General features: G+C 64.5%; 28 protein-coding genes and 1 tRNA gene. 6 read left to right on the top strand and 23 right to left on the bottom strand.

Going from position 1 to position 26,858, the window contains the following annotated elements:
* The 11 genes from atpA to rpmE form a co-directional block, all read right to left on the bottom strand.
* Positions 1–1,647 carry a F0F1 ATP synthase subunit alpha gene (gene atpA, locus BB28_RS07030; RefSeq protein WP_046252976.1) on the bottom strand — a complete coding sequence of 549 codons (1,647 nt, stop codon included), beginning with the start codon at positions 1,645–1,647 and terminating at the stop codon, positions 1–3.
* A 46-nt stretch (positions 1,648–1,693) separates the two neighbouring features.
* On the bottom strand, positions 1,694–3,040 hold the full coding sequence (locus BB28_RS07025) for a F0F1 ATP synthase subunit B/delta (protein ID WP_046252975.1): 1,347 nt from the start codon (positions 3,038–3,040) through the stop codon (positions 1,694–1,696).
* 6 nt (positions 3,041–3,046) lie between these two features.
* Complete coding sequence (locus tag BB28_RS07020; RefSeq protein ID WP_030094899.1) at positions 3,047–3,580, bottom strand: F0F1 ATP synthase subunit B; 534 nt, start codon at positions 3,578–3,580, stop codon at positions 3,047–3,049.
* Between the two features lie 5 nt (positions 3,581–3,585).
* On the bottom strand, positions 3,586–3,837 hold the full coding sequence (locus BB28_RS07015) for a F0F1 ATP synthase subunit C (protein ID WP_030094898.1): 252 nt from the start codon (positions 3,835–3,837) through the stop codon (positions 3,586–3,588).
* A 62-nt stretch (positions 3,838–3,899) separates the two neighbouring features.
* Complete coding sequence (gene atpB, locus BB28_RS07010; RefSeq protein ID WP_046252974.1) at positions 3,900–4,658, bottom strand: F0F1 ATP synthase subunit A; 759 nt, start codon at positions 4,656–4,658, stop codon at positions 3,900–3,902.
* Between the two features lie 7 nt (positions 4,659–4,665).
* On the bottom strand, positions 4,666–5,091 hold the full coding sequence (locus BB28_RS07005) for an ATP synthase subunit I (protein ID WP_030094896.1): 426 nt from the start codon (positions 5,089–5,091) through the stop codon (positions 4,666–4,668).
* Between the two features lie 261 nt (positions 5,092–5,352).
* Positions 5,353–6,579, bottom strand: coding sequence for a glycosyltransferase family 4 protein (locus BB28_RS07000; protein WP_046252973.1), 1,227 nt, complete (start codon positions 6,577–6,579; stop codon positions 5,353–5,355).
* A gap of 15 nt (positions 6,580–6,594) precedes the next feature.
* Positions 6,595–7,266, bottom strand: a complete 672-nt coding sequence (locus BB28_RS06995) for an L-threonylcarbamoyladenylate synthase (RefSeq protein WP_030094894.1) — start codon at positions 7,264–7,266, stop codon at positions 6,595–6,597.
* Between the two features lie 9 nt (positions 7,267–7,275).
* Entirely contained in the window at positions 7,276–8,118 is an 843-nt protein-coding gene (gene prmC, locus BB28_RS06990; RefSeq protein WP_046255609.1) for a peptide chain release factor N(5)-glutamine methyltransferase, read from the bottom strand.
* Between the two features lie 5 nt (positions 8,119–8,123).
* Entirely contained in the window at positions 8,124–9,194 is a 1,071-nt protein-coding gene (gene prfA / locus BB28_RS06985) for a peptide chain release factor 1 (RefSeq protein WP_046252972.1), read from the bottom strand.
* Between the two features lie 93 nt (positions 9,195–9,287).
* Entirely contained in the window at positions 9,288–9,512 is a 225-nt protein-coding gene (rpmE, locus tag BB28_RS06980; RefSeq protein ID WP_046252971.1) for a 50S ribosomal protein L31, read from the bottom strand.
* A 187-nt stretch (positions 9,513–9,699) separates the two neighbouring features.
* Here rpmE and BB28_RS06975 point away from each other — a divergent pair, with 187 nt between their 5' ends.
* Positions 9,700–9,915, top strand: a complete 216-nt coding sequence (locus BB28_RS06975; protein ID WP_030094890.1) for a hypothetical protein — start codon at positions 9,700–9,702, stop codon at positions 9,913–9,915.
* A gap of 152 nt (positions 9,916–10,067) precedes the next feature.
* Complete coding sequence (locus BB28_RS06970; RefSeq protein WP_046252970.1) at positions 10,068–10,559, top strand: hypothetical protein; 492 nt, start codon at positions 10,068–10,070, stop codon at positions 10,557–10,559.
* A gap of 74 nt (positions 10,560–10,633) precedes the next feature.
* Here BB28_RS06970 and rho read toward each other — a convergent pair whose 3' ends face one another.
* From rho to argS, 6 genes are all read right to left on the bottom strand, one after another.
* Entirely contained in the window at positions 10,634–12,559 is a 1,926-nt protein-coding gene (rho, locus tag BB28_RS06965; RefSeq protein WP_046252969.1) for a transcription termination factor Rho, read from the bottom strand.
* A 335-nt stretch (positions 12,560–12,894) separates the two neighbouring features.
* Positions 12,895–13,815 (bottom strand): homoserine kinase, encoded by a 921-nt coding sequence (gene thrB / locus BB28_RS06960; protein ID WP_046252968.1) that lies wholly within the window; start codon positions 13,813–13,815, stop codon positions 12,895–12,897.
* Entirely contained in the window at positions 13,812–14,879 is a 1,068-nt protein-coding gene (gene thrC, locus BB28_RS06955; protein WP_046252967.1) for a threonine synthase, read from the bottom strand. The genes thrB and thrC overlap by 4 nt, the downstream gene beginning before the upstream one ends.
* A complete protein-coding gene (locus BB28_RS06950; protein ID WP_046252966.1) occupies positions 14,876–16,180 on the bottom strand; it encodes a homoserine dehydrogenase in 1,305 nt (434 codons plus the stop codon). Before BB28_RS06950 ends, thrC begins: the two co-directional genes overlap by 4 nt.
* Positions 16,177–17,589, bottom strand: a complete 1,413-nt coding sequence (gene lysA, locus BB28_RS06945) for a diaminopimelate decarboxylase (protein WP_046252965.1) — start codon at positions 17,587–17,589, stop codon at positions 16,177–16,179. The genes BB28_RS06950 and lysA overlap by 4 nt, the downstream gene beginning before the upstream one ends.
* The gene (gene argS / locus BB28_RS06940; RefSeq protein WP_046255608.1) at positions 17,586–19,238 is read right to left on the bottom strand and encodes an arginine--tRNA ligase; all 1,653 of its coding nucleotides are present in this window, start codon (positions 19,236–19,238) and stop codon (positions 17,586–17,588) included. The genes lysA and argS overlap by 4 nt, the downstream gene beginning before the upstream one ends.
* 121 nt (positions 19,239–19,359) lie before the next feature.
* On the opposite strand from argS, the gene BB28_RS06935 reads away from it, so the two are divergent.
* Positions 19,360–19,432 (top strand) — tRNA-Arg (locus BB28_RS06935).
* 7 nt (positions 19,433–19,439) lie between these two features.
* On the opposite strand, the gene BB28_RS06930 is transcribed toward BB28_RS06935, so the two are convergent.
* Positions 19,440–20,018, bottom strand: coding sequence for a hypothetical protein (locus BB28_RS06930; RefSeq protein ID WP_046252964.1), 579 nt, complete (start codon positions 20,016–20,018; stop codon positions 19,440–19,442).
* A 31-nt stretch (positions 20,019–20,049) separates the two neighbouring features.
* On the opposite strand from BB28_RS06930, the gene BB28_RS06925 reads away from it, so the two are divergent.
* Positions 20,050–20,286: a hypothetical protein gene (locus BB28_RS06925; protein WP_123771716.1), complete on the top strand. Its 237-nt coding sequence runs from the start codon at positions 20,050–20,052 to the stop codon at positions 20,284–20,286.
* A 5-nt stretch (positions 20,287–20,291) separates the two neighbouring features.
* Here BB28_RS06925 and BB28_RS06920 read toward each other — a convergent pair whose 3' ends face one another.
* Together BB28_RS06920 and BB28_RS06915 are read right to left on the bottom strand one after the other, a co-directional pair.
* On the bottom strand, positions 20,292–21,515 hold the full coding sequence (locus BB28_RS06920; protein WP_046252962.1) for an MFS transporter: 1,224 nt from the start codon (positions 21,513–21,515) through the stop codon (positions 20,292–20,294).
* Positions 21,516–21,644: 129 nt separating this feature from the next.
* On the bottom strand, positions 21,645–22,211 hold the full coding sequence (locus BB28_RS06915; RefSeq protein ID WP_046252961.1) for a YdcF family protein: 567 nt from the start codon (positions 22,209–22,211) through the stop codon (positions 21,645–21,647).
* A 157-nt stretch (positions 22,212–22,368) separates the two neighbouring features.
* Here BB28_RS06915 and BB28_RS06910 point away from each other — a divergent pair, with 157 nt between their 5' ends.
* A complete protein-coding gene (locus BB28_RS06910; protein WP_081252222.1) occupies positions 22,369–23,709 on the top strand; it encodes a cytochrome P450 in 1,341 nt (446 codons plus the stop codon).
* Between the two features lie 30 nt (positions 23,710–23,739).
* Here the strand turns inward: BB28_RS06910 and BB28_RS06905 are convergent, their stop codons facing one another.
* A complete protein-coding gene (locus BB28_RS06905; RefSeq protein ID WP_046252960.1) occupies positions 23,740–25,299 on the bottom strand; it encodes a cytochrome P450 in 1,560 nt (519 codons plus the stop codon).
* Between the two features lie 2 nt (positions 25,300–25,301).
* A complete protein-coding gene (locus BB28_RS06900; RefSeq protein WP_046252959.1) occupies positions 25,302–25,703 on the bottom strand; it encodes a hypothetical protein in 402 nt (133 codons plus the stop codon).
* Between the two features lie 155 nt (positions 25,704–25,858).
* On the opposite strand from BB28_RS06900, the gene BB28_RS06895 reads away from it, so the two are divergent.
* Positions 25,859–26,542 (top strand): TetR family transcriptional regulator, encoded by a 684-nt coding sequence (locus tag BB28_RS06895; protein ID WP_046252958.1) that lies wholly within the window; start codon positions 25,859–25,861, stop codon positions 26,540–26,542.
* Here the strand turns inward: BB28_RS06895 and BB28_RS06890 are convergent.
* Positions 26,478–26,855 (bottom strand): VanZ family protein, encoded by a 378-nt coding sequence (locus BB28_RS06890; RefSeq protein WP_046252957.1) that lies wholly within the window; start codon positions 26,853–26,855, stop codon positions 26,478–26,480. The two genes, BB28_RS06895 and BB28_RS06890, sit on opposite strands and share 65 nt — an antisense overlap.
* Positions 26,856–26,858: the final 3 nt, after the last annotated feature.

The raw sequence follows: 26,858 nt of genomic DNA, 5'->3' as shown, positions 1-26,858 counted from the left end.
TTACTTCTTGGGAGCCGGCTTGCGGACCTGGACGGTCTCCTGACCGACCTCGGACGCGTCGAGCGCCTCGGCCGCTGCGTCCTTGACCTCCACCGAGCTGCCGTCCGTGGCGGCGAAGCTCTTCTTGAAGTCGTTCACGGCGTCGGTCAGCTTGGTCTCGGTGTCCTCGGAGAACTTCTTGGTCTCCTTGATGTCGGCCAGGATGTCGGCGTGTGAACCGCGCACGTGATCAAGGAACTCCTGCTCGAAGCGGATCACGTCGCCGACCGGCACCGAGTCGAGGTGTCCGCCGGTACCCAGGTAGATCGCGACAACCTGCTCCTCGACCGGGTACGGCGAGTTCTGCGGCTGCTTGAGCAGTTCGACCAGGCGGGCACCACGCTCCAGCTGGGCCTTCGAGGTGGCGTCCAGGTCGGAGGCGAACGCAGCGAAGGCCTCCAGCTCGCGGTACTGCGAGAGCTCCAGACGCAGCGAGCCGGCCACCTCCTTCATGGCCTTGATCTGTGCGGCACCACCCACGCGGGACACCGACACACCGACGTTGATGGCCGGGCGCACACCCTGGTTGAACAGGTCGGTCTGCAGGAAGCACTGTCCGTCGGTGATCGAGATGACGTTGGTGGGGATGTAGGCCGAGATGTCGTTGGCCTTGGTCTCGATGATCGGCAGACCCGTCAGCGAACCGGCACCGAGCTCGTCGGAGAGCTTCGCGCAACGCTCCAGCAGACGCGAGTGCAGGTAGAAGACGTCACCCGGGTACGCCTCGCGGCCCGGCGGACGACGCAGCAGCAGCGAAATGGCACGGTAGGCCTCGGCCTGCTTGGTGAGGTCGTCGAACACGATGAGGACGTGCTTGCCCTGGTACATCCAGTGCTGGCCGAGAGCCGAACCGGTGTACGGCGCAAGCCACTTGAAGCCGGCGGCATCGGAGGCCGGGGCGGCGATGATGGTGGTGTACTCCAGCGCGCCGGCCTCGTCCAGGGTGCGGCGCACCGCGGCGACGGTCGAGCCCTTCTGACCGACAGCGACGTAGATGCAGCGCACCTGCTGTGCCGGGTCACCGGTCTCCCAGGCCTGCTTCTGGTTCAGGATGGTGTCGACGCAGACGGCGGTCTTGCCGGTCTTGCGGTCGCCGATGATCAGCTGGCGCTGGCCGCGACCGATCGGGGTCTGCGAGTCGATGGCCTTGATGCCGGTCTGCAGTGGCTCAGAGACACTTTGACGCTCCACCACGGATGCGGCCTGCAGCTCGAGGGCACGGTTGGTCTCGGCCTCAATGTCGCCGCGGCCGTCGATCGGCTGTCCCAGCGGGTTGATGACGCGGCCCAGGAAGGCGTCGCCCACCGGCACCGACAGCACCTCTCCGGTGCGCTTGACCTGCTGGCCCTCTTCGATGCCGTGGAAGTCACCGAGGATAACGGTGCCGACGCTGCGCTCGTCGAGGTTGAGCGCGACGCCCAACACTCCGCCGGGGAACTCGAGGAGTTCCTGGGTCATGACCGAGGGCAGGCCCTCGACGTGGGCGATGCCGTCACCGGTGTCGGAGACGATGCCGATTTCTTCACGGGTGGGGTCGGCAGAGAACGTCGCGACGTACTGCTCGATCGCGCCGGAGATATCCGCCGAGGAGATCGTCAACTCTGTCATGGCTTTTCGTCTTCCTGCTCGTCTATCGGGTAGGTCTAAATAATGGTCAGTTGGGCAGATGGAGTGCGGCGGCCGAGAGTCGGCTGGACAGACTGCCGTCGATCTCCTCGTCACCGATGTTGACGACGAGCCCGCCCAGCAGCTCGGGATCCACATCCAGTTGCACCGCGATGGTGCGGCCGTAAATCTGCCCGAGCACCTGGGCAAGCCGTGTGCTCTGTGCATCGCTGATCGGGGCGGCCGACTTCACGTGTGCCACTGACTCGTCGCGCCGGGCAACCGCAAGTTCGGCTACCTCGAGCACGGCGACATCCGCGCGCTTGCCGCGCAGCAGACGCACGGTCTGCGCGAGCAGGCTTGTCACGATCAGGTTGGACCGACCGGCCAGCACGTTCTTCAGCAATGCCACACGATCGGCGGCAGGCGAGGTGGTGTTACCCAGCAGCGTGCTCAGCTGCGGCTCGCCGTCGAGGATGCGACTGACGCGGAACAACTGGTCCTCGACGTCGTCGATCTGGCCGTCGCGCTCGGCCCGCTCCAGCAGGGCGAGACGGGCGATGTGTTCGATCGCGGTGATCAGATCGTTGGAGGCGGACCAGCGGGCGGTCACCGCCGCACGCACGACCTCAAGTGCCGGCCGTCCGATCTTGGATCCGAACACCGAGTCGACCAGGGCGACCTTTGCGGCCTGCTCGCTGGCATCGACCGGCTCGGACAGGTGCTTACGTAGCACCAGCTCCTTGACGAGAAGCTCGGCGACCGCAGTCAGATCATCGGCCAGCGCGTTGAGCGTCAGGCTGTCGAGGGAGACCGCATTGGCCTGGAAGGCCTTCACCTGCTCGGCGAGCGATTCGCGACTGGCGGCGTGCAGACCCGCACCACCGGCGGCCAATGGCCGACGTTCGGTATTGATGCTGCCGGCCATCTGCGACAGCTCATCCAGGAACCGGTCGACGGTCGCGGACCGAGCCGCGGGGTCGCTCACGTGTGAGCGAACCAGATCGCCTGCGCGGTTCACGGATTCGGCACCGAGGTCACCACGGAGCTGACGGATCAGCTGCTGGCGCTGAAGCAGGATCTGCTCCTGCCCATGCACCTTGATCCGCTCGACCTCGGCATCGGCCTGCTCGCGCAGCTGCTTCGAGATCTGCACGGCATCGGCCTTGGCTTCCTCCGCGATGTGAGCGGCATCGGCCTTGGCATCCTCGATGGCCTTGGCATGCGCACCCTCGGCCTCGACCAGCTTGTCCGCCGCAGTCTTGCTGTCAGCCAGCTGCTGACGCACCGCGTCCTGCTGCTTGGCCATCAACGTGCGTACCGGCGGCACCACGAACTTGACCACCAGGAACACGATGACAGCGAAACCAATGAGCTGTCCGATAAATGTCGACATCTTTGTTTAGCCTCGCCCTGCGTTCGCTGGTTCCGAAAGGCTCACGCCGAGAACGCGTTCGGCGAGCGTCCGAGACAGGCTCTCGACGCTTGCCGATAGCTCTCCGGAAGTTGCCTCGCCCTGACGAGCCAACTCTTCGGCGGCCTTCGCATTCACGGCGGTCGCTTCGGTGTTGGCCCGCTGACGCATGTCCTCGAGAATTCCGCGTCCCTCGGCTCTGGCCTCGTCACGCACCGCGGTTGCCGCACCGCGCGCCTTGGCCAGCTCGTCCTTGTAGTCAGCCTCGGCGGCGGTGAATTGCTCAGCAGCGTTCCGGTTGTCCTCGGCCGTCTTGGCGACCGTGTCCTCGCGTGCCTTGAGCACCTTTTGGATCGGGGGCACCACGAAGGTTCCGATGACCGCCAGGACGATCAGGAAGATCGCCAAGACGACAAAGAAGGTGCCGTTGGGGATGAGGAAGTTGTTCTGCTTCCCACCCTCTTCGGCGGCTTCCGCCGCGACTGCCATGACGGCAGAAGCGACACTGTGCAATTCACCCATGCCGATTAGCTGGCGCCGGGAGTCGCGAAGACGAACAGCGCCATGAAGGCCAGGTTGATGAAGTACGCAGCCTCAACCAGACCGACGGTGATGAAGAACGGGGTGAACAGCCGGCTCTGAGCCTCGGGCTGACGGGCCACACCCGAGATCAGGGCGTTACCGGCGATACCGTCACCGATACCGGCACCGATCGCGCCGCCGGCCATGATCAACCCACCGCCAATGAGGGCACCAGCAACAATTGTCGGGTCCGCCATTTTCTTCCTCCTTATTAAGTGGTAGCTGTGCTACCAGGGTCTATTCAATGTGGTCTGTGTAATTAGTGGTGCTCGTCGTCCAGTTCCATCGACTGGCTGAAGTACAGGACAGTCAGCAGCGCGAAGATGAAAGCCTGGATCAGGCCGACGAACAGGTCGAACGATTTCCAGATGGCGTTGGGCGCCCACATGATCCATGCCGGGAACATCGCGATCAGCGCGACCATGATGCCGCCGGCGAACATGTTGCCGAAGAGTCGCAGCGACAGCGAGATCGGCTTGGCCAGTTCCTCGATCGGGTTGATGAACGCCGTAACCCAGGTGTGGCCCTTGAGCAGCTTGATCGGGTGGCCGACGAGGCCGCGGCGTGCAAAGCCCGCGATGTGGTAGCAGACGAAGACGAACAGCGCCAAGGCCAGCACGTAGTTGATATCCGAGGCCGGCGGGGCCAGCAGTTCGGCCGTCTTACCGTTCTCGTCCGTGTACTGCACGGGCAGCACCGAGATCCAGTTGGACACGAGGATGAAGACGAAGATCGTGACCGCCAGCGGCAGCACGAACGGCGCGATCCTCATGCCGATGGCCGACTCGACCTGATTGCGGAACTGAACGGTCACCGCCTCGAAGAACAGCTGCACCCCGTTCGGCACACCGGTCGAGGTGACCTTGGCCCGCAGGAACAGTGCCAGCGCGATCACCACCACTGCGGCCAGCGAGGTGGCAACGATGGTGTCCACGTTGACCTCACCGAGAAAACCCCAGTGTGCGTGCTTGTGATGGCCAACTTCGATGGCGGCTTCTGCCTGGAATGTCGTAATCATGCTGGGCTTATACCTCCGCCTGCGGCTGATTCACTGAACGGATCCCTTTCCACACCGGCACAGCGGTGGTCAACACCAGCAGCACCTGGAACAACGCGACTCCGAAGAACACCCCAAGACCTGCAGGGCGGAACACGAAGGCGATCACCAGGGCGAGGACGGTGATGATCATCAACCGCGCTGCGGAATTGATGGCCATCTTTTGCTTGCTTGGATTGTCTTGCGCAGTAATGACTTCCGCAGACTGGCGAACGAGGAGAGCGTTCACCAGTCCGAGGCCAAGCCCAGTAACGAAGAAAATGCCGAACTGCCAATGCCCGAGCAGGGCGGAGGCCAGCAGAGCCAGGGCACCGAGCACGCCACACAGAACCGCCAGACGCAACGGGCGAAACGCCAATGCCGGAAGGACCAGCGGGGCGTCGGGCGTTGTCACCTGGGGTGTCACCTCACATCTTTGTCGGGGTGGCGGAACAAAAACTGCATTCGTCGGTTCCAGACCTTATAGGAGGTCTGCGGGCTCGCTGAACTCACCTCAAAGGGCAGCTCCCTGTCGGTCAGTTGATCGGTCCGGCGAACCCCTGGATTGTCTGGACAGACTTTCCAAAAATTCCACCGATCCGGCGTGGCCGGCACCCGTGAGTTTTCGGGTATGGCAGAACCGTATCACATGGTAGAGGGGGTTAATGCACCCCTACTACTTTTCGTCGTACATGACCGGTTCGGCCGGAACCGTCGTCGAACTCCCGTCCAATTGGGTGCCCGAGAGCCGATCCGGTTCTTCGCCGCGCAGCAAGGGGACGACCGTCGCCACGATGGCGATACCGATCGCGCCCAACACCACCGCACCGGCATACCGAGGCTCGAAGAAGATGGTGCTGGCGGCGCCGAACGCGATGATGGCCACCCACAGATAGATGATCAGCACCGCCTTGCGATGGGAATGCCCAATCTGCAACAGCCGGTGATGCAGATGCATCTTGTCCGGGCTGAAGGGGCTGCGGCCCGCGCGGGTGCGCCGGATGATCGCCAACAACGCATCCAGGGCGGGCACCAGCATCACCGCGATCACCAGCAGGAACGGTGACAGCAAGACGAACATGTCTTTGGCCCCGTACGAGCTCTGCGAGATGGGGCCCGCGGCCGTGGTCGATGCCGCTGCCAGCATGAGGCCGATCAGCATCGACCCCGAGTCCCCCATGAAGATGCGGGCCCGGTGGAAGTTGTGTGGCAGGAATCCCAGGCACGCCCCGGCCAGCACTACCGAGATGACGGCGGGCGGGTAATACAGGACGTCGCCGCCGTGGCTGCGCAGCAGCCCGATCGAGAAGATGCAGATGGCCGCCGCGGTGATGAGCCCCAAGCCTGCGGCCAGGCCATCGAGGCCGTCCACGAAGTTCATGGCGTTGACGATCGATACCGTCAAGGCGAGCGTCACCAGGATGGACGACATCTGGTCCAGCACGATCGTTCCCACCCCACCGAACGGGATGTAGATCATGCTCCAGGCCACCCCCATGGTGACCAGCACGCTGGCGGCCGTCACTTGGCCCGCGAATTTGGTGAGCGCGTCCAGGCCCCACTTGTCGTCGATGAGACCGACGACCATGATGATGCCTCCCGCGACGACCACGGCGGGCATTCCCGAGGAGTAGACGAATCCCCTTGTCAGGGCGGGCAGTTGCGAGGCCAGGAAGATGGCGGCACAAACACCGAGATACATCCCGAGACCGCCCATCCGGGGGGTCGGCTGCAGGTGCACGTCGCGTTCGCGCGGGTAAGCCACCGCGCCCACCCGGGTCGCGAACATCCGCACACCACCGGTGCAGAAGAACGTCGTGATGGCCGCGGTCAGCCCAACCAGGGCAAGCTCACGCAGAGGGACACCCGCACCGCGATCGGCAAGGGCCAGCAGCTCACTCACGCATCCGACCGTACTTCAAGATTCTGTGGGTTCCGCCGACTCGCCGGGACCGACATCGCCACCAATCACATCGACGATCTGTTCCCGGGTGATCGGCCCCTCCCGCACGACCAGCGGTACCGGCCCGGTGAGATCAACGATGGTCGACGCTGCCCCCAATTCCGCGGTGCCGCCGTCCAGATACACGGCAACCTTGTCCCCCAGTTGATCGCGTGCTTCACCGGCGGTGAGTGCCGCCGGCTGCCCCGAAACGTTGGCACTGGAGACCGCCATCGGACCGACAGCGCGCAAGAGATCGATGGCCACCGGGTGCAGCGGCATCCGCAGCATGACGCTTCCCTGCGCGTCCCCGAGATCCCAGGACAACGACGGCGCATGCTTCACGATGATGCTCAGCGGCCCCGGCCAGAACGCCTCGATGAGTTCACGGGCCGCCGACGGAACGGCGAAGACGAGCCCGTCGATGGTGTGCCAGGACCCGACGAGCACGCCGACGGGCATATCCCGGCCTCGCCCCTTGGCGGCCAACAGCGCCGAAACCGCATTGGAATCGAATGCGTCACAACCTAATCCGTAGACGGTGTCGGTGGGCATCACTACCAACTCACCCGCCTTGAGCGCGCTCACCGCCGCGTCGACCCCCTCCTGGCGGGTCGCAGCGTCCTGGCATTCGTAGACGGCGGTCACGACCCCAGTCTATGACGCCGGAGATTTGCGGCGTGCGGTGACAAATCTCGGGCGGCCCGCCAGGTCGTGCCGCTGCACAACCTCATCGAACAGTCCACTGGCCGTGAACAACTCGCGTGTTCCCTCACCGTTGGTGTCGTCATGCTCAACACCGATGTGGCCTCCGGGGGCAAGGAGCCGGCCTGCGGCGGTCACGATTGACGCGATGACGGTAAGCCCGTCGAACCCCGCAAAAAGCGCCAACGGCGGATCATGCTGCGCCACTTCCGGCTCCAATTCGGCGTCTTCGGGGATGTAGGGCGGGTTGGCGACGATCAGATCGACCGTTCCATCGAGCTCCCTCAACAGCGCGGGTGAGGTCACATCGGCCTGGATCACCTCGACCGGAGTTCCAGCGGTGTTACGCCGCGTGTAGACCAGTGCCTGATCGTCGAGTTCGATCGCGAGGATGCGTGCGGCGGGCTCGTCATGCGACAGCGCGATCGCCAGCGCCGCAGACCCGGCACACAGCTCGACAGCCGTGGCGTGCGGCATCAATTTCCCTGTTGCCCAGGCATACAGAGATTCCGTCTCCGGACGCGGGATGAACACGCCCGGGCCCACCGACACCTCGACGGGGCCAAATGCGGCGTTTCCGGTCAAGTGTTGCAAGGGAATCCGCTGCACGCGTGCCGCCACCAGGTCGCGGTAACTCTCGGAGAAACCAGGGGCGATCTCAGCGAAGCGCAATCGGGTTCGCGAGACTCCAAGCAGATGGGCTGCGAGCTCTTCGGCGTCTACCTGCGGACTGGAAACTCCTGCCCCAGAGAGCGATTCGACCGCCTCGGCGATCAGCTGACGCAACGCGCTCATCTGGTTCACGCCTCCTGCAGGCGTGCCTTCCGATCGGCCACTGCCAGCGCATCGAACAGTGCATCGAGGTCACCGTCGAGCACCTGGTCAAGGTTGTGCGCCTTGAACCCCACGCGGTGATCGGTGATGCGGTTCTCCGGGAAGTTGTAGGTGCGGATGCGCTCGCTGCGATCCACCGTGCGGATCTGGCTGGCCCGACCGGCGGAGGCGTCGGCCTGCGCCTGCTCCTCGGCGAGCGCCTGCAGCCGCGCCGCCAGCACCTGCATGGCGCGGGCCTTGTTCTGCAGCTGAGAACGCTCGTTTTGGCAGGTCACCACGATCCCGGTCGGCAGGTGCGTGATGCGGACCGCCGAGTCGGTGGTGTTGACGCCCTGGCCACCCTTGCCCGAGGAGCGATAGACGTCGATCCGAAGGTCCGACTCGTCGATCTGGATTTCTTCTACCTCTTCCGGCTCCGGATAGACCAGCACTCCGGCTGCCGAGGTGTGCACGCGCCCTTGGGATTCGGTGACAGGCACACGCTGGACGCGGTGCACACCGCCTTCGAACTTGAGCCGCGACCAGACGCCGTCGGCGGTATCTCCCTTGCTGGCGATGGCCAAGGTGGCGTCTTTGTAGCCGCCGAGGTCGGATTCGGTCTCGTCCAGAACGGTGACCTTCCAGCCATGCCGCTCGGCGTACCGGATGTACATCCGGGCCAGGTCGGCGGCGAACAGCGCCGACTCCTCGCCTCCCTCACCAGATTTCACTTCGAGGAGGATGTCGTCACCGTCATGGGGGTCGCGGGGCGCGAGCATGTCCGAGAGCTGCGTCTCCAGCTCGGCGATCGAGGATTCCAGCTCGGTCACCTCGTCGGCAAACGAGGGATCGTCCGCCGACAACTCACGGGCGGTGGCCAGATCATCCCGGGCGGAGACCAGCTTGCGGTGGGTAGCGACGATCGGCGAGAGCATCGCGAACCGGCGTCCGGCCTTGCGCGCCGCACCAGGATCCGCGTGCAACGCCGGGTCGGCCAGTTGCTTCTCCAGTTCAGCGTGCTCGGCCAGCATCGCGTCGATCAGCGGCGTCTCGCTCATGCGCCCTCCTCCCAATGTTCATACCCGCAGTGGGTCATACAAAAAACCGACGCCCGGACTGCACAAAGGCAAATCCGGGCGTCGGCAAGGAAGCTACTTGTCGGCTGCGGCCTTGCGCTTGCCGTACCGGGCCTCGAACCGGGCGACGCGACCGCCGCTGTCCAGGATCTTCTGCTTACCGGTGTAGAAGGGGTGGCACTGCGAGCAGACCTCGACCACGATGTGGCCGCTGTCCTTGGTGCTGCGGGTGCTGAAGGTGTTGCCGCAGCCGCAGACCACGTTGGTCTCGACGTAGGTGGGGTGGATACCCGATTTCATTGCTTTTCCTCTGCGTGTTGTGGTCGCCGGGTCGCTTGTGGGCGTGAACCGGAACCCTTCAAAAGGCTGAGAGGCCATTATGCCAGCTCAGTTACGTAGAACCTAAACGGCGCCGACCTGCGCACTATTCCCGATTTCTGAACCCGGCGTACGTTGGGGAAGGAAAGCCGATTCGGGAAGGAAACGCATGAACATCAAGAGATTGATCGTCACAAGCGCATCCGCGGCAGCGATGGGTTTGGCCGCATTCGCCGGCGCACCGGGGCTGGCCTACGCCGACCCCATCACGCCTCCGGCACCGCCGCCCATCCCCCAGGCCCCACCGATCCCCCAGGGAACCGGTGTACCGCCCGTCCCTCAGGCGCCGCCGATTCCGCAGATTCCGTCCATTCCGCAGCCCTGATACGCGCCCGACCTCGGGCATGTAACGGGCATTGACATCCTGTCGATATCCACAACGGCAGCCGCGGCATAACCAACGCGGAGCAGCTGTTGGAAATCGGTACTTCGGTTGAGTCGGGGCGAACCGCCGAGATAATCGGACAGGAGTCGCACGTGAATCTGAAAAGTGTTGTGAGCCAAGGTGTCATCGTCGGCACGTTGACAATGGGAGCGCTTGGACTGGGCGTCGTTCCGGCGTACGCGCAGCCCCCAGGACAACCCGGTTACATCCAGGATCATCCCAACCGCCCACATGGCGACGATGACGATGACTGGGGCGGCCACGACGGTTGGCGGAACAACGGCAACTGGCGCGGCAATGACAATTGGCGCGATCGCGACCAGGACTGGCGGGACGATCGCAGATGGCGCGATGACCGTCGGGAATGGCGCGACAACCCATGGCATTACGACCAGCGTCCACCGTGGGGCTGGGCCCCACCACCTCGCGCGGAATGGCGCGGACCGCTTCCAGATCGTTGGGGCCCGCCCCCTGCGGCCTTCGACTACTGGGGATATCGGGTACAGCCCATCTGGGATGACGGTTTCCGGACCTGGGGATTCTGGCTTTTCGGTATCTGGATCCCGCTCGCGTCGATCGGCTAGCGGTTCGGCACAGCGGTCCCGGCCATAGGAACCTGACGCGGTATCACCGATACCCGGTGATACCGCGTCAGGTTCTAGCTGTACTGCGGCTCGTCAGCGCCGTTGGAGCCCGGGGTGTTCTTGGAGACCTGGACCAGGAATTCGTAGTTGGTCTTGGTCTTGCGCAGCTGGCTCATCAGCAGGTCGATGGCTTGATGCGAATCCAGGCCGGAGAGCACGCGGCGCAGCTTGTGCACGATCGCGAACTCGTCGCCGCTCATCAGCAGCTCGTCCTTGCGAGTACCCGACGGGTTGACGTCGACGGCGGGGAACACCCGGCGTTCGGCGATCTTGCGGTCGAGCTTGAGCTCGGCGTTACCGGTGCCCTTGAACTCCTCGAAGATGACCGTGTCACCGGTGGATCCGGTCTCAACCATCGCGGTGGCGATGATGGTCAACGAGCCGCCGTGCTCGATGTTGCGCGCCGCGCCCAGGAACCGCTTGGGCGGGTACAGCGCCGTCGAGTCGACACCACCGGACAGGATGCGGCCGGAAGCCGGCGAGGCGTTGTTGTAGGCACGTCCCAGACGGGTGATGGAGTCGAGCAAGACCACAACGTCCTTGCCCTGTTCCACGAGACGCTTGGCACGCTCGATGGCGAGCTCGGCAGCCTGAGTGTGGTCTGACGGCGGGCGATCGAAGGTGGAGGCGATGACCTCACCCTTGACCGAGCGCTGCATGTCGGTGACCTCTTCGGGCCGTTCGTCGACCAGCACCACCATCAGATGGCACTCGGGGTTGTTGGCAGAGATCGCGTTGGCGATGTTCTGCATGATCGTGGTCTTACCGGCCTTCGGCGGAGACACGATCAGCGCGCGCTGCCCCTTGCCGATCGGCATGATCAGGTCGATCACACGAGTCGTCAGCTTCTCGGTGGTGGTTTCCAGCCGCAGCCGCTGATTCGGGTACAGCGGGGTCAGCTTGGTGAAGTCGGGACGCTTCTTGGCGTCCTCAACCGGGCCACCGTTCACGGAATCGAGGCGCACCAGCGGGTTGAACTTCTGGCGCTGGTTCTGATTCCCGGCATCCGGGTCGCGGGGTACCCGCACGGCACCGGTGATGGCATCGCCGCGGCGCAGCCCGTTCTTGCGGACGAGGTTCATCGAGACGTACACATCGTTTGGCCCGGCCAGATATCCGGACGTCCGGACGAACGCGTAGTTGTCGAGCACATCCAGAATGCCGGCCACGGGCTGGACGACATCGTCCTCGCGCAGCTCGGTCTCACCACCCTCGTTGGTGTTGCGATCGCGGCCACGACGGCGTTCGCGGGTACGGCGACCACGGCGGCCCCGGCCCTCACCGTCATCGCCACGGTTGCCCTGGTTCTGGTTGTTGTCCTGGTTCTGATTGTCCGAGTTCTGGCTCCCCGAGCCACCCTCACGCCCCGAGTTCTCAGAGTTCTCTGAGTTCCCCCGGCCACCGTTCTGCTGCTTGCGCTCGCCCTCGGCGTTCTGGTTCTGGTTGCGACGCCGCTCGCCGCGGCCCTCACGAGGCGCGCCGGAGGTCTCGGCGTCCTTGCCCTCACCGGAGTCGGCTTCCGGAGCGGACTTCGGCGCCTCGGCGGGCAGATCGAGTGTGGTCTGAGTGGGCTCGGATCGAGCGGATTCGCTCTGGTCGTTCCGGGCCGGCTCCTTCTGTGCCGGTTCCTTCTGCTCCACCTCAGCCGACGCGGAGGCCTGTGGCTGCTGGGCCTGGCTGGCCTGGTTGTTGTTCTTCGACGCGCCAAGCGCACCCTGATGCTCGCGAATGGCAGCGATCAGATCGCCCTTACGCATTCCGGAGGTGCCCTTGACGCCTACTTGGCTGGCCAATGCACGCAACTCCGGCAACACCATCGTCGACAGCGCGCCCAGTCCGTCACCCCGACGCTCCTTGTTGGAGCGATCAGAGGAGGCTGTGGCGGGCGCCTCGGGGGCTTCCGGGGCGGCTTCGGTCGCGATGAGGTCCGTATCGGTCACGGATTTCCTTTCCTTCCCCCGCCAAATATGGGGCGAGGGTCTCACTTCGGCCAGTCAGGTTGCTGGCCGCGAAGTTCATGCTGCGGGCCCACACAGATAGGGCCACGCGAGGTCCTGAGAAATGGCAGCTGACCATCGACCTTGCCCAATATCGTCGCCTGTCTAGGACGACGGAGACATCGGAAAGAACTAGGAGAATTTGTGATCGTCCTCGTTCTCGGCGCAGGTGCGCAGAAGCTGCAATTGCTGGGACTGATACCGAGGATAACCCCCTGGTGGGTATCAAGCAACCAGCACCCCCCGGCGAGTCCCCCGCTCACCAGCCATAACGTCGGCTATCGAATCGACACGCCCGCCGATACGGACATCGTCGCCAGCGAGAAACCTTGATCTTCAGCGTATTTCACCGCGACATCAGGGATATCACCGGTGGTCAGGGCCAACACCGCAGGTCCAGCCCCGGAAAGAACCGCCGCAACCCCCTGACTGCGCAGGTATCCGAGCACCTCCGCAGACGCCGGCATCGCGGAGGCGCGCTGCGGCTGATGTAGGCGGTCTTCGGTGGCCGTCATCAGCAGATCCGGCCGCACGGTCAGCGCGACGGTGAGCAGCGCCGCTCGGCTAATATTGAACCTCGCGTCTACATGGGTGACCGACTCTGGCAGCAATACACGCGTGTGCGCGGTGGAGGACTGTTCCTCCGGGATCGCGGCAACAATTCTGATATCGGGGTGCACATCCAGCCGGGTGGCCGCATAGACAGGGGCCGCACCCGCGGTCTCCGACCAGGAGACCACGGCTCCCCCGAGCACGCTGGCCGCCGCATTATCGGGATGCCCCTCGAATTCCGAGGCCAACTGCACCAGCACCTCATCGGAGAGCAGCGGCCGGCCGGCCTTGGCAAGTAGTCCGTTGGCGACAGCCAGGCCGGCAACTGCTGCCGCGGCCGATGAACCCAAACCCCGCGAGTGTGGAATCTTGTTGCGGCACTGAACGATCAGGCCAGCGGCGGCAGTTCCTCCGGCAGCGAGCCCGCGCTCGATCGCCCGCACCACGAGGTGGCTGCCGTCGAGCGGAACCTCACCGGCACCCTGACCTTCGACGGCCACCTTGAGACCAGATTCGGTTGTACTGACCTCGATCTCGTCGTACAGCGACAGCGCGATGCCGAGGCTGTCGAAACCCGGGCCCAGGTTTGCGCTCGACGCCGGCACCACGACGGTGGTGATCAGCCCCGCGGGCAGGACTTGGTTCACGCGAGTTCCAGCGCCTCGGCGACCGCGCTCGCCTGCACCGGAATGGGAGTCACCTCGGGCATGCCGTTCAGGGCGTTATCGGGATCCTTCAGGCCGTTCCCGGTCACGGTGCAGACCACGGTGGAACCCTTCGGAACCCAGCCGTCGGCAACCGATTTCAGCAGACCGGCAATGCTTGCCGCCGATGCGGGCTCTACAAAAACGCCCTCGCTGGAGGCGACCAGCCGGTAGGCGCTGAGAATCTCGTCATCGGTGACGGCCAGGAACTTACCGCCGGATTCCTGTTGTGCGGCAACAGCCCCCGACCACGACGCCGGCGATCCGATCCGGATGGCAGTGGCGATCGTCTCCGGATTGGCAACCGGCGCCCCGTTGACCAACGGCGCCGCACCCGCAGCCTGCGCACCCAGCATCTTGGGCAGGCGGTCCGACAGACCGTCACGGTGGTACTCGTTGTAACCGCGCCAGTAGGCGGTGATGTTTCCCGCATTGCCGACCGGCAGCGCGTGAATATCGGGGGCGGTGCCGAGGGCATCCATGATCTCGAAGGCCGCAGTCTTCTGTCCCTCGATGCGCACCGGGTTCACGGAGTTCACCAGGGCGATGGTCGGATAGTCCGCGGTGGTCTTGCGCGCCAGCTCCAGACAGTCGTCAAAGTTGCCGTCCACCTGGATGATCCGCGCACCGTGGATTACGGCTTGGGCCAGCTTGCCCATCGCGATCTTGCCCTGCGGGATCAGCACCGCACACGTGATACCCGCCTTGGCGGCGTAGGCGGCGGCGGAGGCCGAGGTGTTCCCGGTCGAGGCGCACAGCACCGCACGCTGGCCACGGGCCAGCGCGTCGGTCACCGCCATGGTCATCCCGCGGTCCTTGAACGATCCGGTGGGGTTGAGGCCTTCGACCTTCAGGTGCACGGTGCAACCGGTGAGCTCGGACAGCCGCTTCGCGGGAAGCAGCGGAGTGCCACCCTCACGCAGCGTCACGGGCTGCCAGTTCTCCCCGATCGGGAGGCGGTCCCGGTATGCCGCGATGAGGCCGGGCCAAGGGGTATGAACGGTCACTCTTGTGTTCCTTCCAGCCGGATGACACTCGCGACGCCCAACACCACGTCGAGGTCGGCAAGTGCAGCAACGGTTTCCGAGAGCGCAGCATCGGTGGCCTTGTGGGTGAGCACCACCAGACGGGCGCCCGTCTCGTCGACCTCGCCCTCCTGCCGGACGGTGGCGATACTGACTTCGCGCTTGGAGAACTCGGCGGCAACGGTGGCCAGCACACCGGGCTTGTCGGCTACGCGCATGCGCACGTAGTACCGGGTCGGGATGAGACCGATCGGCGCAATGGGCAGCTGCGCGTACCGAGACGCCCGCGGTCCGCGTCCGCCCTGCACTCGGTTGCGCGCCGCCATCACCAAATCGCCGAGCACGGCAGATGCGGTCGGCGCACCGCCGGCGCCCTGGCCGTAGAACATGAGTTCCCCGGCGGCCTCAGCCTCGACGAAGACCGCGTTGAACGCGCCGTTGACGCTCGCGAGCGGATGGGTCAACGGCACCAGGGCCGGGTACACCCGCGCCGAAACTCGTTGGGTTCCATCGGCGTCCGTAAGCCGTTCACAGATAGACAGCAGCTTGATCGTGCACTGCAGGGCGCGCGCCGACTCGAAGTCGTCGGCACTGATCTTCGTGATGCCCTCGCGGTATACGTCGTCGGCACTGACCCGGGTGTGGAAGGCGATCGACGCGAGAATAGCGGCCTTGGCCGCAGCGTCGTAGCCCTCGACATCGGCGGTCGGATCGGCCTCGGCGTATCCGAGCTCCCCTGCCTCGGCAAGTGCGGTGTCATAACCGGCACCTGTGGTGTCCATGGCAGACAGGATGTAGTTGGTGGTGCCGTTGACGATGCCGGACACCCGAATCACCGAATCGCCAGCCAGCGACTGGGTCAAGGGCCGGATGACGGGAATGGCGCCGGCCACGGCCGCCTCGAAATAGAGGTCAACCCTTGCCTTCTCGGCAGCTTCGGCGAGCTCACCGGCAGACTGGGCCAGAAGCGCCTTGTTGGCGGTCACCACCGACTTGCCCGCATTGAGTGCACCCAGAATGCCACGCCGTGCGGGTTCCACCGGACCCATGAGCTCGACGACGATGTCGACGTCGTCTCGCGAAACCAGCGCGTCGATATCGTCGGTGAGCAGCTCGACCGGGACACCGCGGTCATCGGCCACACGGCGCACACCGATACCGCGAATCTCCAGCGGCGCACCGATGCGGGCGGCGAGGTCACTCGCGCTGCTCTCGATGATCCGCGCTACTTCGCTGCCGACGTTGCCCAGGCCCAGGATCGCTACGCCTATCGCGTCACTCATTCACTTACCTCCAAACTCACCAAATCCTCGACGGTCTCACGCCGCAGGATCAGTCGCGCCTTGCCGTCCTTGACGGCGATAACCGCCGGACGGGTCAGCAGGTTGTACCGGCTGGACATCGAGTAGCAGTACGCACCGGTCGCGGCGACCGCCACCAGGTCGCCGGGAGCCACGTCCTCGGGCAACCACGCGTCCCTGACCACGATATCGCCGCTTTCGCAGTGCTTTCCCACCACCCGGGACAGCACCGGCGCGACGTCACTATCGCGGGAAACCAGCTGCGGGTGGTACTCGGCCTGATACAGCGAGGTGCGGATGTTGTCGCTCATCCCGCCGTCGACGCTCACGTACCGCCGCTGCCCGTTGGACAGGATCACGTCCTTGGTGGTGCCCACGCGGTACAGCGTCACGGTGCCGGGACCGGCGATGGCCCGGCCGGGCTCGATCACCAAACGCGGCTCGGGCAGGCCCGCCAGTGCCGACTCGGTGCGCACGATCACGCCGAGCTTGGCCGCCAGATCCTCGATGGGGGGCGGATCGTCGGACGGCACATAACTGATGCCGAGGCCGCCGCCGAGGTCGATGATGTTGAGCTGCGCGGTCTTCTCGGTACCGAACTCGGCGACCACCTCACGCAGCAGCCCGATCACCCGGTGCGCGGCGACCTCAAACCCGTCGACATCGAAGATCTGCGAACCGATGTGGCTGTGCAGTCCCACGAGTCGCAGGTTGTCGGTGGCGAAGACACGTCGCACGGCCTCCAGTGCCTGCCCACCGGCCAGGGACAACCCGAACTTCTGGTCCTCATGCGCGGTGGAGATGAACTCATGGGTGTGCGCCTCGACACCGACGGTGACACGCACCAGAACGTCTTGCACCACACCGGCGCTGCCCGCGATCGCGTCCAGTCTCTCGATCTCGATCATCGAATCGACGACGATGTGTCCGACGCCCACCTGCACCGCCTGGGCGAGCTCCGCCTCGGATTTGTTATTACCGTGCAACGCGATTCGCGCCGGAGGGAACTCGGCGCGCAGCGCGATGGCCAGCTCGCCCGCTGAGCAGACGTCCAGGCCCAGCCCCTCATCCTTGATCCACCGCGCGATCTCGGTGCACAGGAACGCCTTCGAGGCGTAGTGCACGCGCGCAGCGCCGCCGAACGCCGCGGCCATGTCGCGGCAGCGCGATCGGAAATCGTCCTCGTCGATGACAAAAAGCGGCGTGCCGTACTCCTCGGCGAGCTCGGAGACGGTGAGACCCGCGAGGGTCACCTCGCCGTTGGCGCCGCGAGACGCATTGCGGGGCCATACGTTCGGTGCCAATTCGGTCGGGTTGACCGGAGGTGCGCTGCTCATGGCGGTGTGCTGTTCCCCTTCTGCGTGGCGGGGGCCTGCCGGGTGTGCGCTCACATCCGCTCCGGTGCGCTCACGCCGAGAATGTCCAGGCCGTTGGCGATGACCTGCCGGGTGGCAAGGCATAACGCTAGGCGTGCCGCGTGCAGATCCCCCGGTGTTTCGTCACCTTGCGGGAGCACCCGGCACGAGTCGTAGAACCGGTGGTAATCACCGGCGATGTCTTCCAAATACCGTGCGACGCGGTGCGGTTCACGCAGCACCGCAGCGTTTTGCAGAATGCGGCCGAACTCGCCGAGCCCCCGGATCAGCGCACCCTCCTTCTCATGGGTGAGCAGTTCGAGATGATCGGTCGAGTGCCGCAGGCCCAGATCCGCGGCATTGCGCGCCAGTGCACAGAGCCGTGCGTGCGCGTATTGCACGTAATAGACCGGGTTCTCGCTAGACGCGGAGGCCCACAGCTGCAGATCGATATCGATCGAGGTGTCCACCGAGGACCGGATCAACGCGTAGCGCGCGGCATCGACTCCGATGGCGTCGACCAGGTCATCGAGAGTGATCACGGTGCCCGCGCGCTTGGACATCCGCACCGGCTGACCGTCGCGCACCAGGTTGACCATCTGACCGATGAGCACCTCAACGCTGTCGGCGTCGTAACCCAACGCCGCCGCAACGGCTTTCAGGCGTGCGATGTACCCGTGGTGATCGGCACCGAGCATGTAGATGCACAGGTCGAAGCCGCGCTCGCGCTTGTCGAGGTAGTAGGCGATGTCACCGGCGATGTACGCAGGATTGCCATCACTCTTGATGACAACGCGGTCCTTGTCATCACCGAAGTTGCTCGAACGCAACCAGGACGCGCCATCCTTCTCGTAGATGTTGCCGGTCTTACGCAGCTGCGCGATGGCCTCCTGCACCCGACCCGAGGTGTGCATCGAGTCCTCATGGGTGAAAACGTCGAAGTCCGTGCCGAATTCGTGCAGCGACTTCTTGATGTGCGTGAACATCAGGTCCACGCCGATTTCCCGAAAGACTTCGGCAGCCTCGGTCTCCGGCAGCGCGAGCGCATCGGGACGCCGAGTAAGGACCTGCTTGGCGATATCGGCGATGTAATCGCCGGCGTACCCGTCCTCGGGAGCTTCCTTGCCCTCGGCCGAGGCGATGAGCGAGCGGACAAACCGGTCGATCTGCGCGCCATGGTCGTTGAAGTAGTACTCGCGGGTGACCTTGGCGCCCTGGCGGGCCAGCAGGCGGCCCAGCGCGTCGCCGACCGCAGCCCACCGGGTGCCTCCGATGTGAATCGGCCCCGTCGGGTTGGCCGAGACGAACTCCAAGTTGATGGTGTGCGTGCCCTGCGCGTCGGAATTGCCGTAGTTCTCGCCCGCGTCCAAGATATTCGCGACGATGGTGCCCTGCGCGTCGGCGGCGATCCGCAGGTTCACGAACCCGGGTCCGGCAATCTCCGCGGCAGCGATCGCGTCGTTGGCGACGAGGGCTTCGACGAGCCAGGTGGCCAGGTCACGCGGGGCGACGCCGACCTTCTTGGCGACCTGCAGGGCCACGTTGGTGGCGTAGTCACCGTGCTCGGGGTTACGGGGGCGTTCGACGGTCACGGTGTCCGGTAGCGCCGACGTGTCCAGACCTCGCTCGTCCAGCACCGTGGTAGCGGTGGAACGTAGCAGGTCGGCGAGGTCGGCGGGAGTCACGGCGATCATCCTATGGGCTCGGGTATCCAGGCCCCGAATCCTTTACCCGCGACCGAAACGGTGGTCGGGATGCCGGTTGGGATGCGCTAGGCTGTCCCCGCTAGTCTTTCCAAGCCCTGATGCCCTCGTAGCTCAGGGGATAGAGCGTCTGCCTCCGGAGCAGAAGGCCGCAGGTTCGATTCCTGCCGAGGGCACACACAATTATTCGGCCGCGGGACTTTCCGCCGCGGCGGCGGCAGCCTCACGAACCTGCTGCTTCTCCACCTTCACCCGGCGGCGCCAGTTGCGCACCACGAAGAACGTGACGAGCAGGAAGATCAACAGCGCCACGGTCGCCCCGATGGCCGTCGCTCCCCGGAATCCGGGCGCTTCGACGTCCAGCACACGCTCACCGGCATGTGCGGAATTACTGGTGCCGAACACGATCGTCAGGGTCATCAGGTTGGGCACCGCGACAATGACGGCGAGCAGCGTCAGCACCCCGGCGAAGAACGTCCCACCCCGGCGACCCCGTATCATGAATGCCCACAGCGCGAGCAACAGCGGTATTCCGGTGCACAGCAGACCGAGCGTGAGCCCGCTGCCGATCCCCTTGGTGAAACTGCCGTGACCGGACATATCGGCGATGCGTTGTGCCCACCACCGCGGGATGAAAGCCGACAGCGCGAAGTACACGGCAACCAAGGTCAACAACAACGCAATGACCGCGATCACGCGACCGCGCCACCTCGCCCAGACCGACTCCTTGCCCGCAGACCCTGCTTTGCCACTCCCAGCCATGGGAAAAGGCTATGCCAATAGAATTGACTTCGTGCGCCAGAAAGCAGTGTTCGGTCTGATTGGTCTGGCATTGACGCTGTGCTGGGCGCCGGTGGCGAACGCCGATCCGATTCCGGTCTGCCCGTTCAACCAGCCATCAGGATGGAACGGGCAGCAGTGTTTCCCCCAACCATGCGTTCCTCCGTACGCGCCGGGGGTCCCGCCGTGCTTCATGCCGCCGCCGACAATCGCGCCCCCGACGATGGCGCCGGGCGGCATCCCCCACTGATCGACTCAGGCCACTGACGGCGTGAGTGGGCGGCGCCGCGCGTACAACAGCGATAACGCGAGTACTAGGAGCCCCGCGACCGCCAGCGCCGCGCCGACCAGAGAAGGGGCGCGGTAGCCATACCCAGCGGTGATGACCAGGCCCCCGAGCCAGGCGCCGCCGGCATTGGCGATATTGAGCGCCGAGTGATTCAGCGCGGCGGCCAACGTCTGCGCGTCATCTGCCACATCCATCAATCGGGTCTGCAGAGCGGGCACCAGTGACGTTCCGGCGACTCCCACGGCGAACACCAGCACCAGTGCGGCCCAAGGATTTCGGGATACCGCCGCGAAAATCACCAGCATCACGGCCACCAGCACCAGACCAATGGCGATGGCCCTGACCACACTGCGGTCCGCCATCCAGCCACCCAGCACGTTTCCGGTGACCATGCCGATGCCGTAGAGCGCCAATGCCAGCGGGACGAGGGCCCTCGATAGTCCGGAGACGCTGGTGAGTGTGGTGCTGATGTAGGTGTAGAAGGCGAACATGCCGCCGAAGCCCACGATGCCGATGAGCAGGGTGAACCACACCTGAGCGCGACGCAGCGCGCTGAGCTCCGTCAGCGGATTCGTGATCTTCATATCCGTCAGCCCTGGCAAGAACCGCAACAACGCCGCGACCGTGACCACGCCGATGACCGCGACGACGGCAAAGGCCGAACGCCAGCCCACCGTGTTGCCGAGCCAGGTGGCCACCGGAACACCCACGACATTGGCCACCGACAAACCCAGCATGGTCTGCCCCACGGCCTTGGCGCGTTCCCCTGGGCCGGCAAGGTGTGCCGCCACCAGCGCCGCGACGCCGAAGTACGCACCGTGCGGCAGCCCGGCGACGAACCTGGACGCGATCAGCGCGGCGTACCCCGGCGCGAAGACGGTGGCCGCATTGCCGATCGTGAACGCGATCATGAGCGCGATGAGCAGGGTCCGACGCGAGGCCCGGGCGGTGAGTGCCGCGATGATCGGTGCACCCACGACCACACCCAGCGCATAGGCGCTGATGACGTGCCCGGCCTCAGGCTCGGTGACGTGGAAGCCGTGCGCGATGTTGGGCAGCAGTCCCATCGCCACGAATTCGGTTGTCCCGATCCCGAATCCACCTATGGCAAGTGCCAGAATCGCGCCTCGGCGAATGCGTGGTGACACCGGCGACTCGGGCTGCACGCGTGAATCGACAACGGCAGTCATGAATAGGGCTCCTGTGCGGTATGCGGCTAGATGCGCACATCGATGAGCGCCCTGATCGGTCAACCACCGATTCTGCCGGGTTCATTCCCTTCAGGCGAACTGTGGTCGTCCCATAGTTGTCCGCAGTCGTCAGCGGAACGGGCTGATGATGTCGCGCATGAACTGCCCGATGTTGGTCGGCGCATCGCCATCGGGGAAGCTCGCGGTGGCCAGCACGTTGCCGCCCGCGTCGGTGAAGTTCCGATCTGCGCGCTGTTGATGGGTCGAGTTGGTCACCAGAATGATTCCCGAGGCGCCGGCCTGCTTGGCCAGCGGCACCGAGAACTGCGCATTCTGCACCGTGCTGTTGGCCCGGGGTTCCACAACGATGCGGTCGGATGGATACCCAAGGCCGACAAGCATGTTGCGCATCTGCTCGGCCTCTGACACACCGTTTTGCGGATTACCTCCGGTCACGATGATGAACGAGTTCGGGAACATATTGGCGATCGCCCTGCCCGTCGCTACCCGCTGATACAGCTTGTCCCGCATCGAGCCATCGGGCTTGAGGCCGTACCCAAGGATGACGACCGCGGGCTTCGAGAAGTCCTTACCCGCCGCCATGGGCTCGGCGCTCGCGGCCCCGGGAGTGCACAGCGCGAGAACGGCACCGACGACCCAGATGGTCGCCCATCGAGTGATCAATGCGCCCTCCAAGTCTCAGTGACTCCTGCGACAGACGAGATACATGGTGCCAGAGTTACCCCTGTCAAGTCGACCCGCCGGTGAAATCTCCCGCGATTCCCTCTGGTGTGACCGATATGACAGATGTAGGCTGTGCTATAAGACACATGTCTACTAACACCACAACGCCGTGGAGGGTGACGTGACCGAAGCCTCAACCATCGACCGAGAAGCCGATACGCCCGAGCCGACCGCTCCCCCGCTCGTTGCACTTCCCAAGCTGGCCCAGGGCATCGCCTTCGTAGCCTCCCGGCGATGGACCACCAGCAGACTGGCCAAGAAGTACGGCAAGGTCTACACGATCAACATCCCCAAATTCGGATACACGGTCGTGGTGGCGGACCCGGATCTCACCCGGCAGGTGTTCACCACCAGCACCGAGATTCTGGGCAACATCCAGCCCAATCTGAGCCAGCAGCTCGGACCCGGGTCGGTCTTCGCCTTGGAGCGCAACGAACACCGGCATCGCCGCAAGCTGCTCGCACCAAAGTTCCACGGCAAGGCCATGATTCAGTACGAGCAGATCATCGAGGAAGAGACGCTGCGCGAATGCGCGTCATGGCCCGAGGGGCAGCAGTTCCAGACCATGGAACCGATGATGCGGATAACCCTCAACGCCATCTTGCGCGCGGTCTTCGGCGCCGACGGAGCCGAGCTGAACGTGCTACGCGAGCTGATTCCACCGTGGGTGGTACTGGCGTCTCTGACCACTCGGGTACCGCAGCCGAAACGAGTCTATGGGCGGTTCAGTCCGTGGGGCCGATTGAAGGCCTACCGTGCGCGTTATGACGAGGTGATCGCACTTCTCATCGACAAGGCTCTCGCCGCACCAGATTTCGAGGACCGCACCGACATCCTCGCCCTGCTGTTGCGGTCCACCTACGACGACGGCACCACCATGTCGCGCAGCGATGTCTCCGACGAGCTACTCACTCTGCTGGCAGCCGGTCACGAGACCACCGCCACCACTCTGGCGTGGGCCTTCGAACGGATCACCCGTCACCCACAGGTGCTGTCGCGCCTGGCCGAGGAGGCACAGACCGAGAACAACGAATACCGCCAGGCGACAATCCTTGAGGTACAACGCAGTCGGCCGGTCATCGATTTCGCGGGGCGTCACGTGCTGGCGCCCTACGTCGATATCGGGCCCTACCGAATCCCCCAGGGCCACTCCCTGGTGGTGAGCATCAATTTGATGCATGACGACCCGGCCGCTTTCCCCAACCCCGAGCGTTTCGACCCGGAACGCTTCACCGACGCCAAACCCGGCAACTCGTGGGTTCCCTATGGCGGCGGGACCCGGCGCTGCGTCGGCGCGGCCTTCGCCAACATGGAGATGGACATCGTCCTGCGGACCGTGTTGCGGCACTTCACCATTGAAACCACAACGGAGCCCAACGAAAAGTGGCACTCACGCGGGGTCGCCTCGTGCCCGAAGAACAACGGGCTCATGACGGTGCGTCGCCGCTGACGCCCTCGGGCAAGTCTGCGCGGCTCCGCCTCAGGGATGCCGTTTACGCAGCTGCATGAGGATCTCGCCCTCGGGTCCTCCGGTGAAGGTCACTTCGCGGCGCGGCTTCTGACCCGGCACCATTTCCAGCTCGTATTTCTGGGCCAGCGACGCGATACCGATGATGGCTTCCAGGTTCGCGAAGCCTGAGGCGATACACATGCGCTTGCCCGCTCCAAACGGCATGTGCGCCTTGCGCTGTTCGGGCTGCAGGTTCTCCTTGAGGAACCGTGCGGGATCGAAGGTCCTGGCGTTCTCCCACACTCGCTCGTTGTGGTGGATGCTGTCGATCAACACGGTGACGGTGGTACCGGCCGGAATCGGGTAATCACCCAGCACATCATCGGCCTTCGCGGCACGCGCCAATCCCAAAATCGGCGGGTACACCCGCATCGCCTCATTCAGTACCGCGGCGGTCCATGGCAGATTGTCGACATCCGCAGCGGTGGGTAACCGTCCACCGAGCACCCGATCGACCTCTTCGCCGAGTTTCGCGCGCGCATCGGGATTGCGGGACAACAGATACCAGGTCCACGCGAGCGCGGCAGCGGTGGTCTCAAAGCCCGCACCGAGGAAGGTCATCAGTTCATCGCGGATTTCCAGATCCGTGTACCTGGCACCCGTTTCGGGATCTTCGGCGGCCATCAACAGCGCCAACAAGTTGTCCTGCCTGGTGATCCGGCCGGAGTGATGATCGGCGATGAGCTGATCGATGGTGCGCTCAACCCAGCGCAGACCCTTCATGGTCCGCGGAGCGGCCACCGACGCGCCGATACGCAACGCGCGTATGGCCAACCGCGGGGTGTGTGAAGCCAACTCGTCAGGGCCGTGGGTGGCAAGCTTGTCCACGAACCAGCGCAGCGGTGGGGCCGCCCCCACGATGTAGCCCACGCCGAAGAGCTTCAGCAGGCGTGCGAAGTTGATCCGCATCCTCTCGGCCATGTCGCCGGACAGATCGATACCGAACATCGTTTGCGCGACGATATCCATGGTCAGGTAGTTCATCTCGGCGGTGACATCGACCGCCTTCCCCTGGGAATACAGCTCGTCCCATCGAGCGAGGGTGCGCGCGCTGGCCTCCGCCATCTGTGGAGCGAACAGGTCGACCTGGCGCTTGGCGAAGATCGGCTGCACCAGCCGACGATTTCGGTTCCAGAGTCCCTCGTTGAGATCGGTCACCAGCCCGCGGCCGAAACCGACTGCCAGGAGATCGTATTCGGCACTCTTGATGTAATTGTCCTGATTAGCCACCAGCACATGACGGGCCAGTTCCGGATTGCGGACAATCACCGTCTTACGCATGGGCGCCCGCGCAACGATGACGTCGTCCTGCCCGGGCAGGTTGGCGAGGTACTCGGAGATGGTGTGTCGGTAGGTGGACCAGACCGCCCCGAGTGCGAGACGCCACGACTTCAGATAGCCGACCTTGGTGTTATGCCACCGGAGGAAGGTCGGCCCGCCCGGATAGAGGTCGTGGTTGACCGGACATTCACGGGCCGCCGTGGCGACCGGCGCGGAAAGGGGTTCTGGCTGCAACGCTGGAGCCGACACGGTTAGACCCTTTCCTGCTCGGAGACGCCGTCGCGCGCCTCGTCAACCTCTGATTCGGAAGTCACCTCTTCCACCACGGCGTCGTTCTCGTCGTCGGCCCCCGCATCGGCAGTGTCATCGTCGTGGCCCTCATCGTCGAGGTCGACGAGTTCGCCTTCCTCGGCATCGTCGTCGGCGGCGTCGTCCAGATCTGTATCCGCCGAAGCACCCCAGCGCTCATGGTCAGCTCGGGCCCTCTTGTTGGCTTCCGCGATTTCGAACCCGTCGGCCACAACGCCGCTCAGCTCCTGCCCAACTTCTCCCACCGTCCGCGTGATGATGCGGATGATCCGGCCGACACGAGACCCGACCGACTCCACGACCTCCTGGACGACGTTGACGTTGCGCTCTACAGGTCCCACCATGCTGCACTGCCCCTTCGAATTCGGTGGCCAAATAGTGAACAATCGTGCACTGAGATCAGTGTGCGTAACGTAGATGAACCTGTCAATACCAGGCCTCAACACGGTTTCGAACAAAAGAAGCCAATCGATAAGAGCACGACCGTACACTGACAGGCATGCGACATAGTCGTGCTGAAAAGAAGCTGCATACCCGTCGCGCGTTGCTCGACGGGACCTTGGATCTGCTCAAGGTGCGTGGCTTCGCCGCCGTGAGCCTGCGCGAGGTGGCCAAATCCGCGGGTTTGGTTCCCACGGCGTTCTATCGGCATTTCGAATCGATGGAGGACCTGGGCACGGTCCTGGCCGAAGAGAGCGTTCGTGCGCTTCGTGACACCTTCCGTCAGGCCCGGCGCGAGGTGGGCAGTGACAACCCTGCCAAAATTCTCGGACTCATGGTCGACCGGGTGAGCGAGCATGCGAACAACTTCCGGTTTCTGGTGCGTGAACGTCATGGCGGCTCGCCGCAGGTTCGACGTGCCATCAACAACGAGATGCGCATGCTCACCAACGATGTCGTGGTCGAGCTCGCGCGCAATCCCGCAACGAACCACCACACCACCGAAGATCTCGAGATCGCTGCCGAACTCATCGCCGGCTCGATTCTCAACACCATCGGCATGCTGGTGGACACCGATCACCCCACCGATGCCGATGCGCAGGCGGCCCTCAATCGCGCGTTGCGCCAGCTAGACCTGGTCACCAGCGGGCTGGCTCACACCGGCAGCGTCACGACCGTCATTCCGAAGCCGACTGCCGCCGGTGCGCAGGACGAATCTTCTGCCACAGCCAGAGTCCCGTAAGCATGCCGACCGCATCGGCAAGCACATCAAGCAGACTTCCGTCCCGGCGCGGAACCCACAGTGCCTGAATAACCTCTGAACACGCAGCGAAGGTCAGAACCCAGGCCAGTGTGAACTTCTCGTCGATCCTTGCGAATCGCGAGGACACCGCCAACATCCCGAAAATCAGAAAATGCACCACCTTGTCCGCCCCAGGCGGTCCGGACGGAACTGCGCTGCCGGGTGTGAACAACAGCAGGCACGCGATCGTCAAAGCACACACCAGGGTGAGCCAGCGAAAGCATGGAAACCACGAATGAACTATGCGAATCATCGT

The organism is Mycobacteroides chelonae CCUG 47445 (genome assembly GCF_001632805.1).
Lineage (GTDB): Bacteria > Actinomycetota > Actinomycetes > Mycobacteriales > Mycobacteriaceae > Mycobacterium > Mycobacterium chelonae.
Note: the sequence above shows the minus strand (reverse complement) of the source record. Positions and strands in the feature narration are given on the sequence as shown.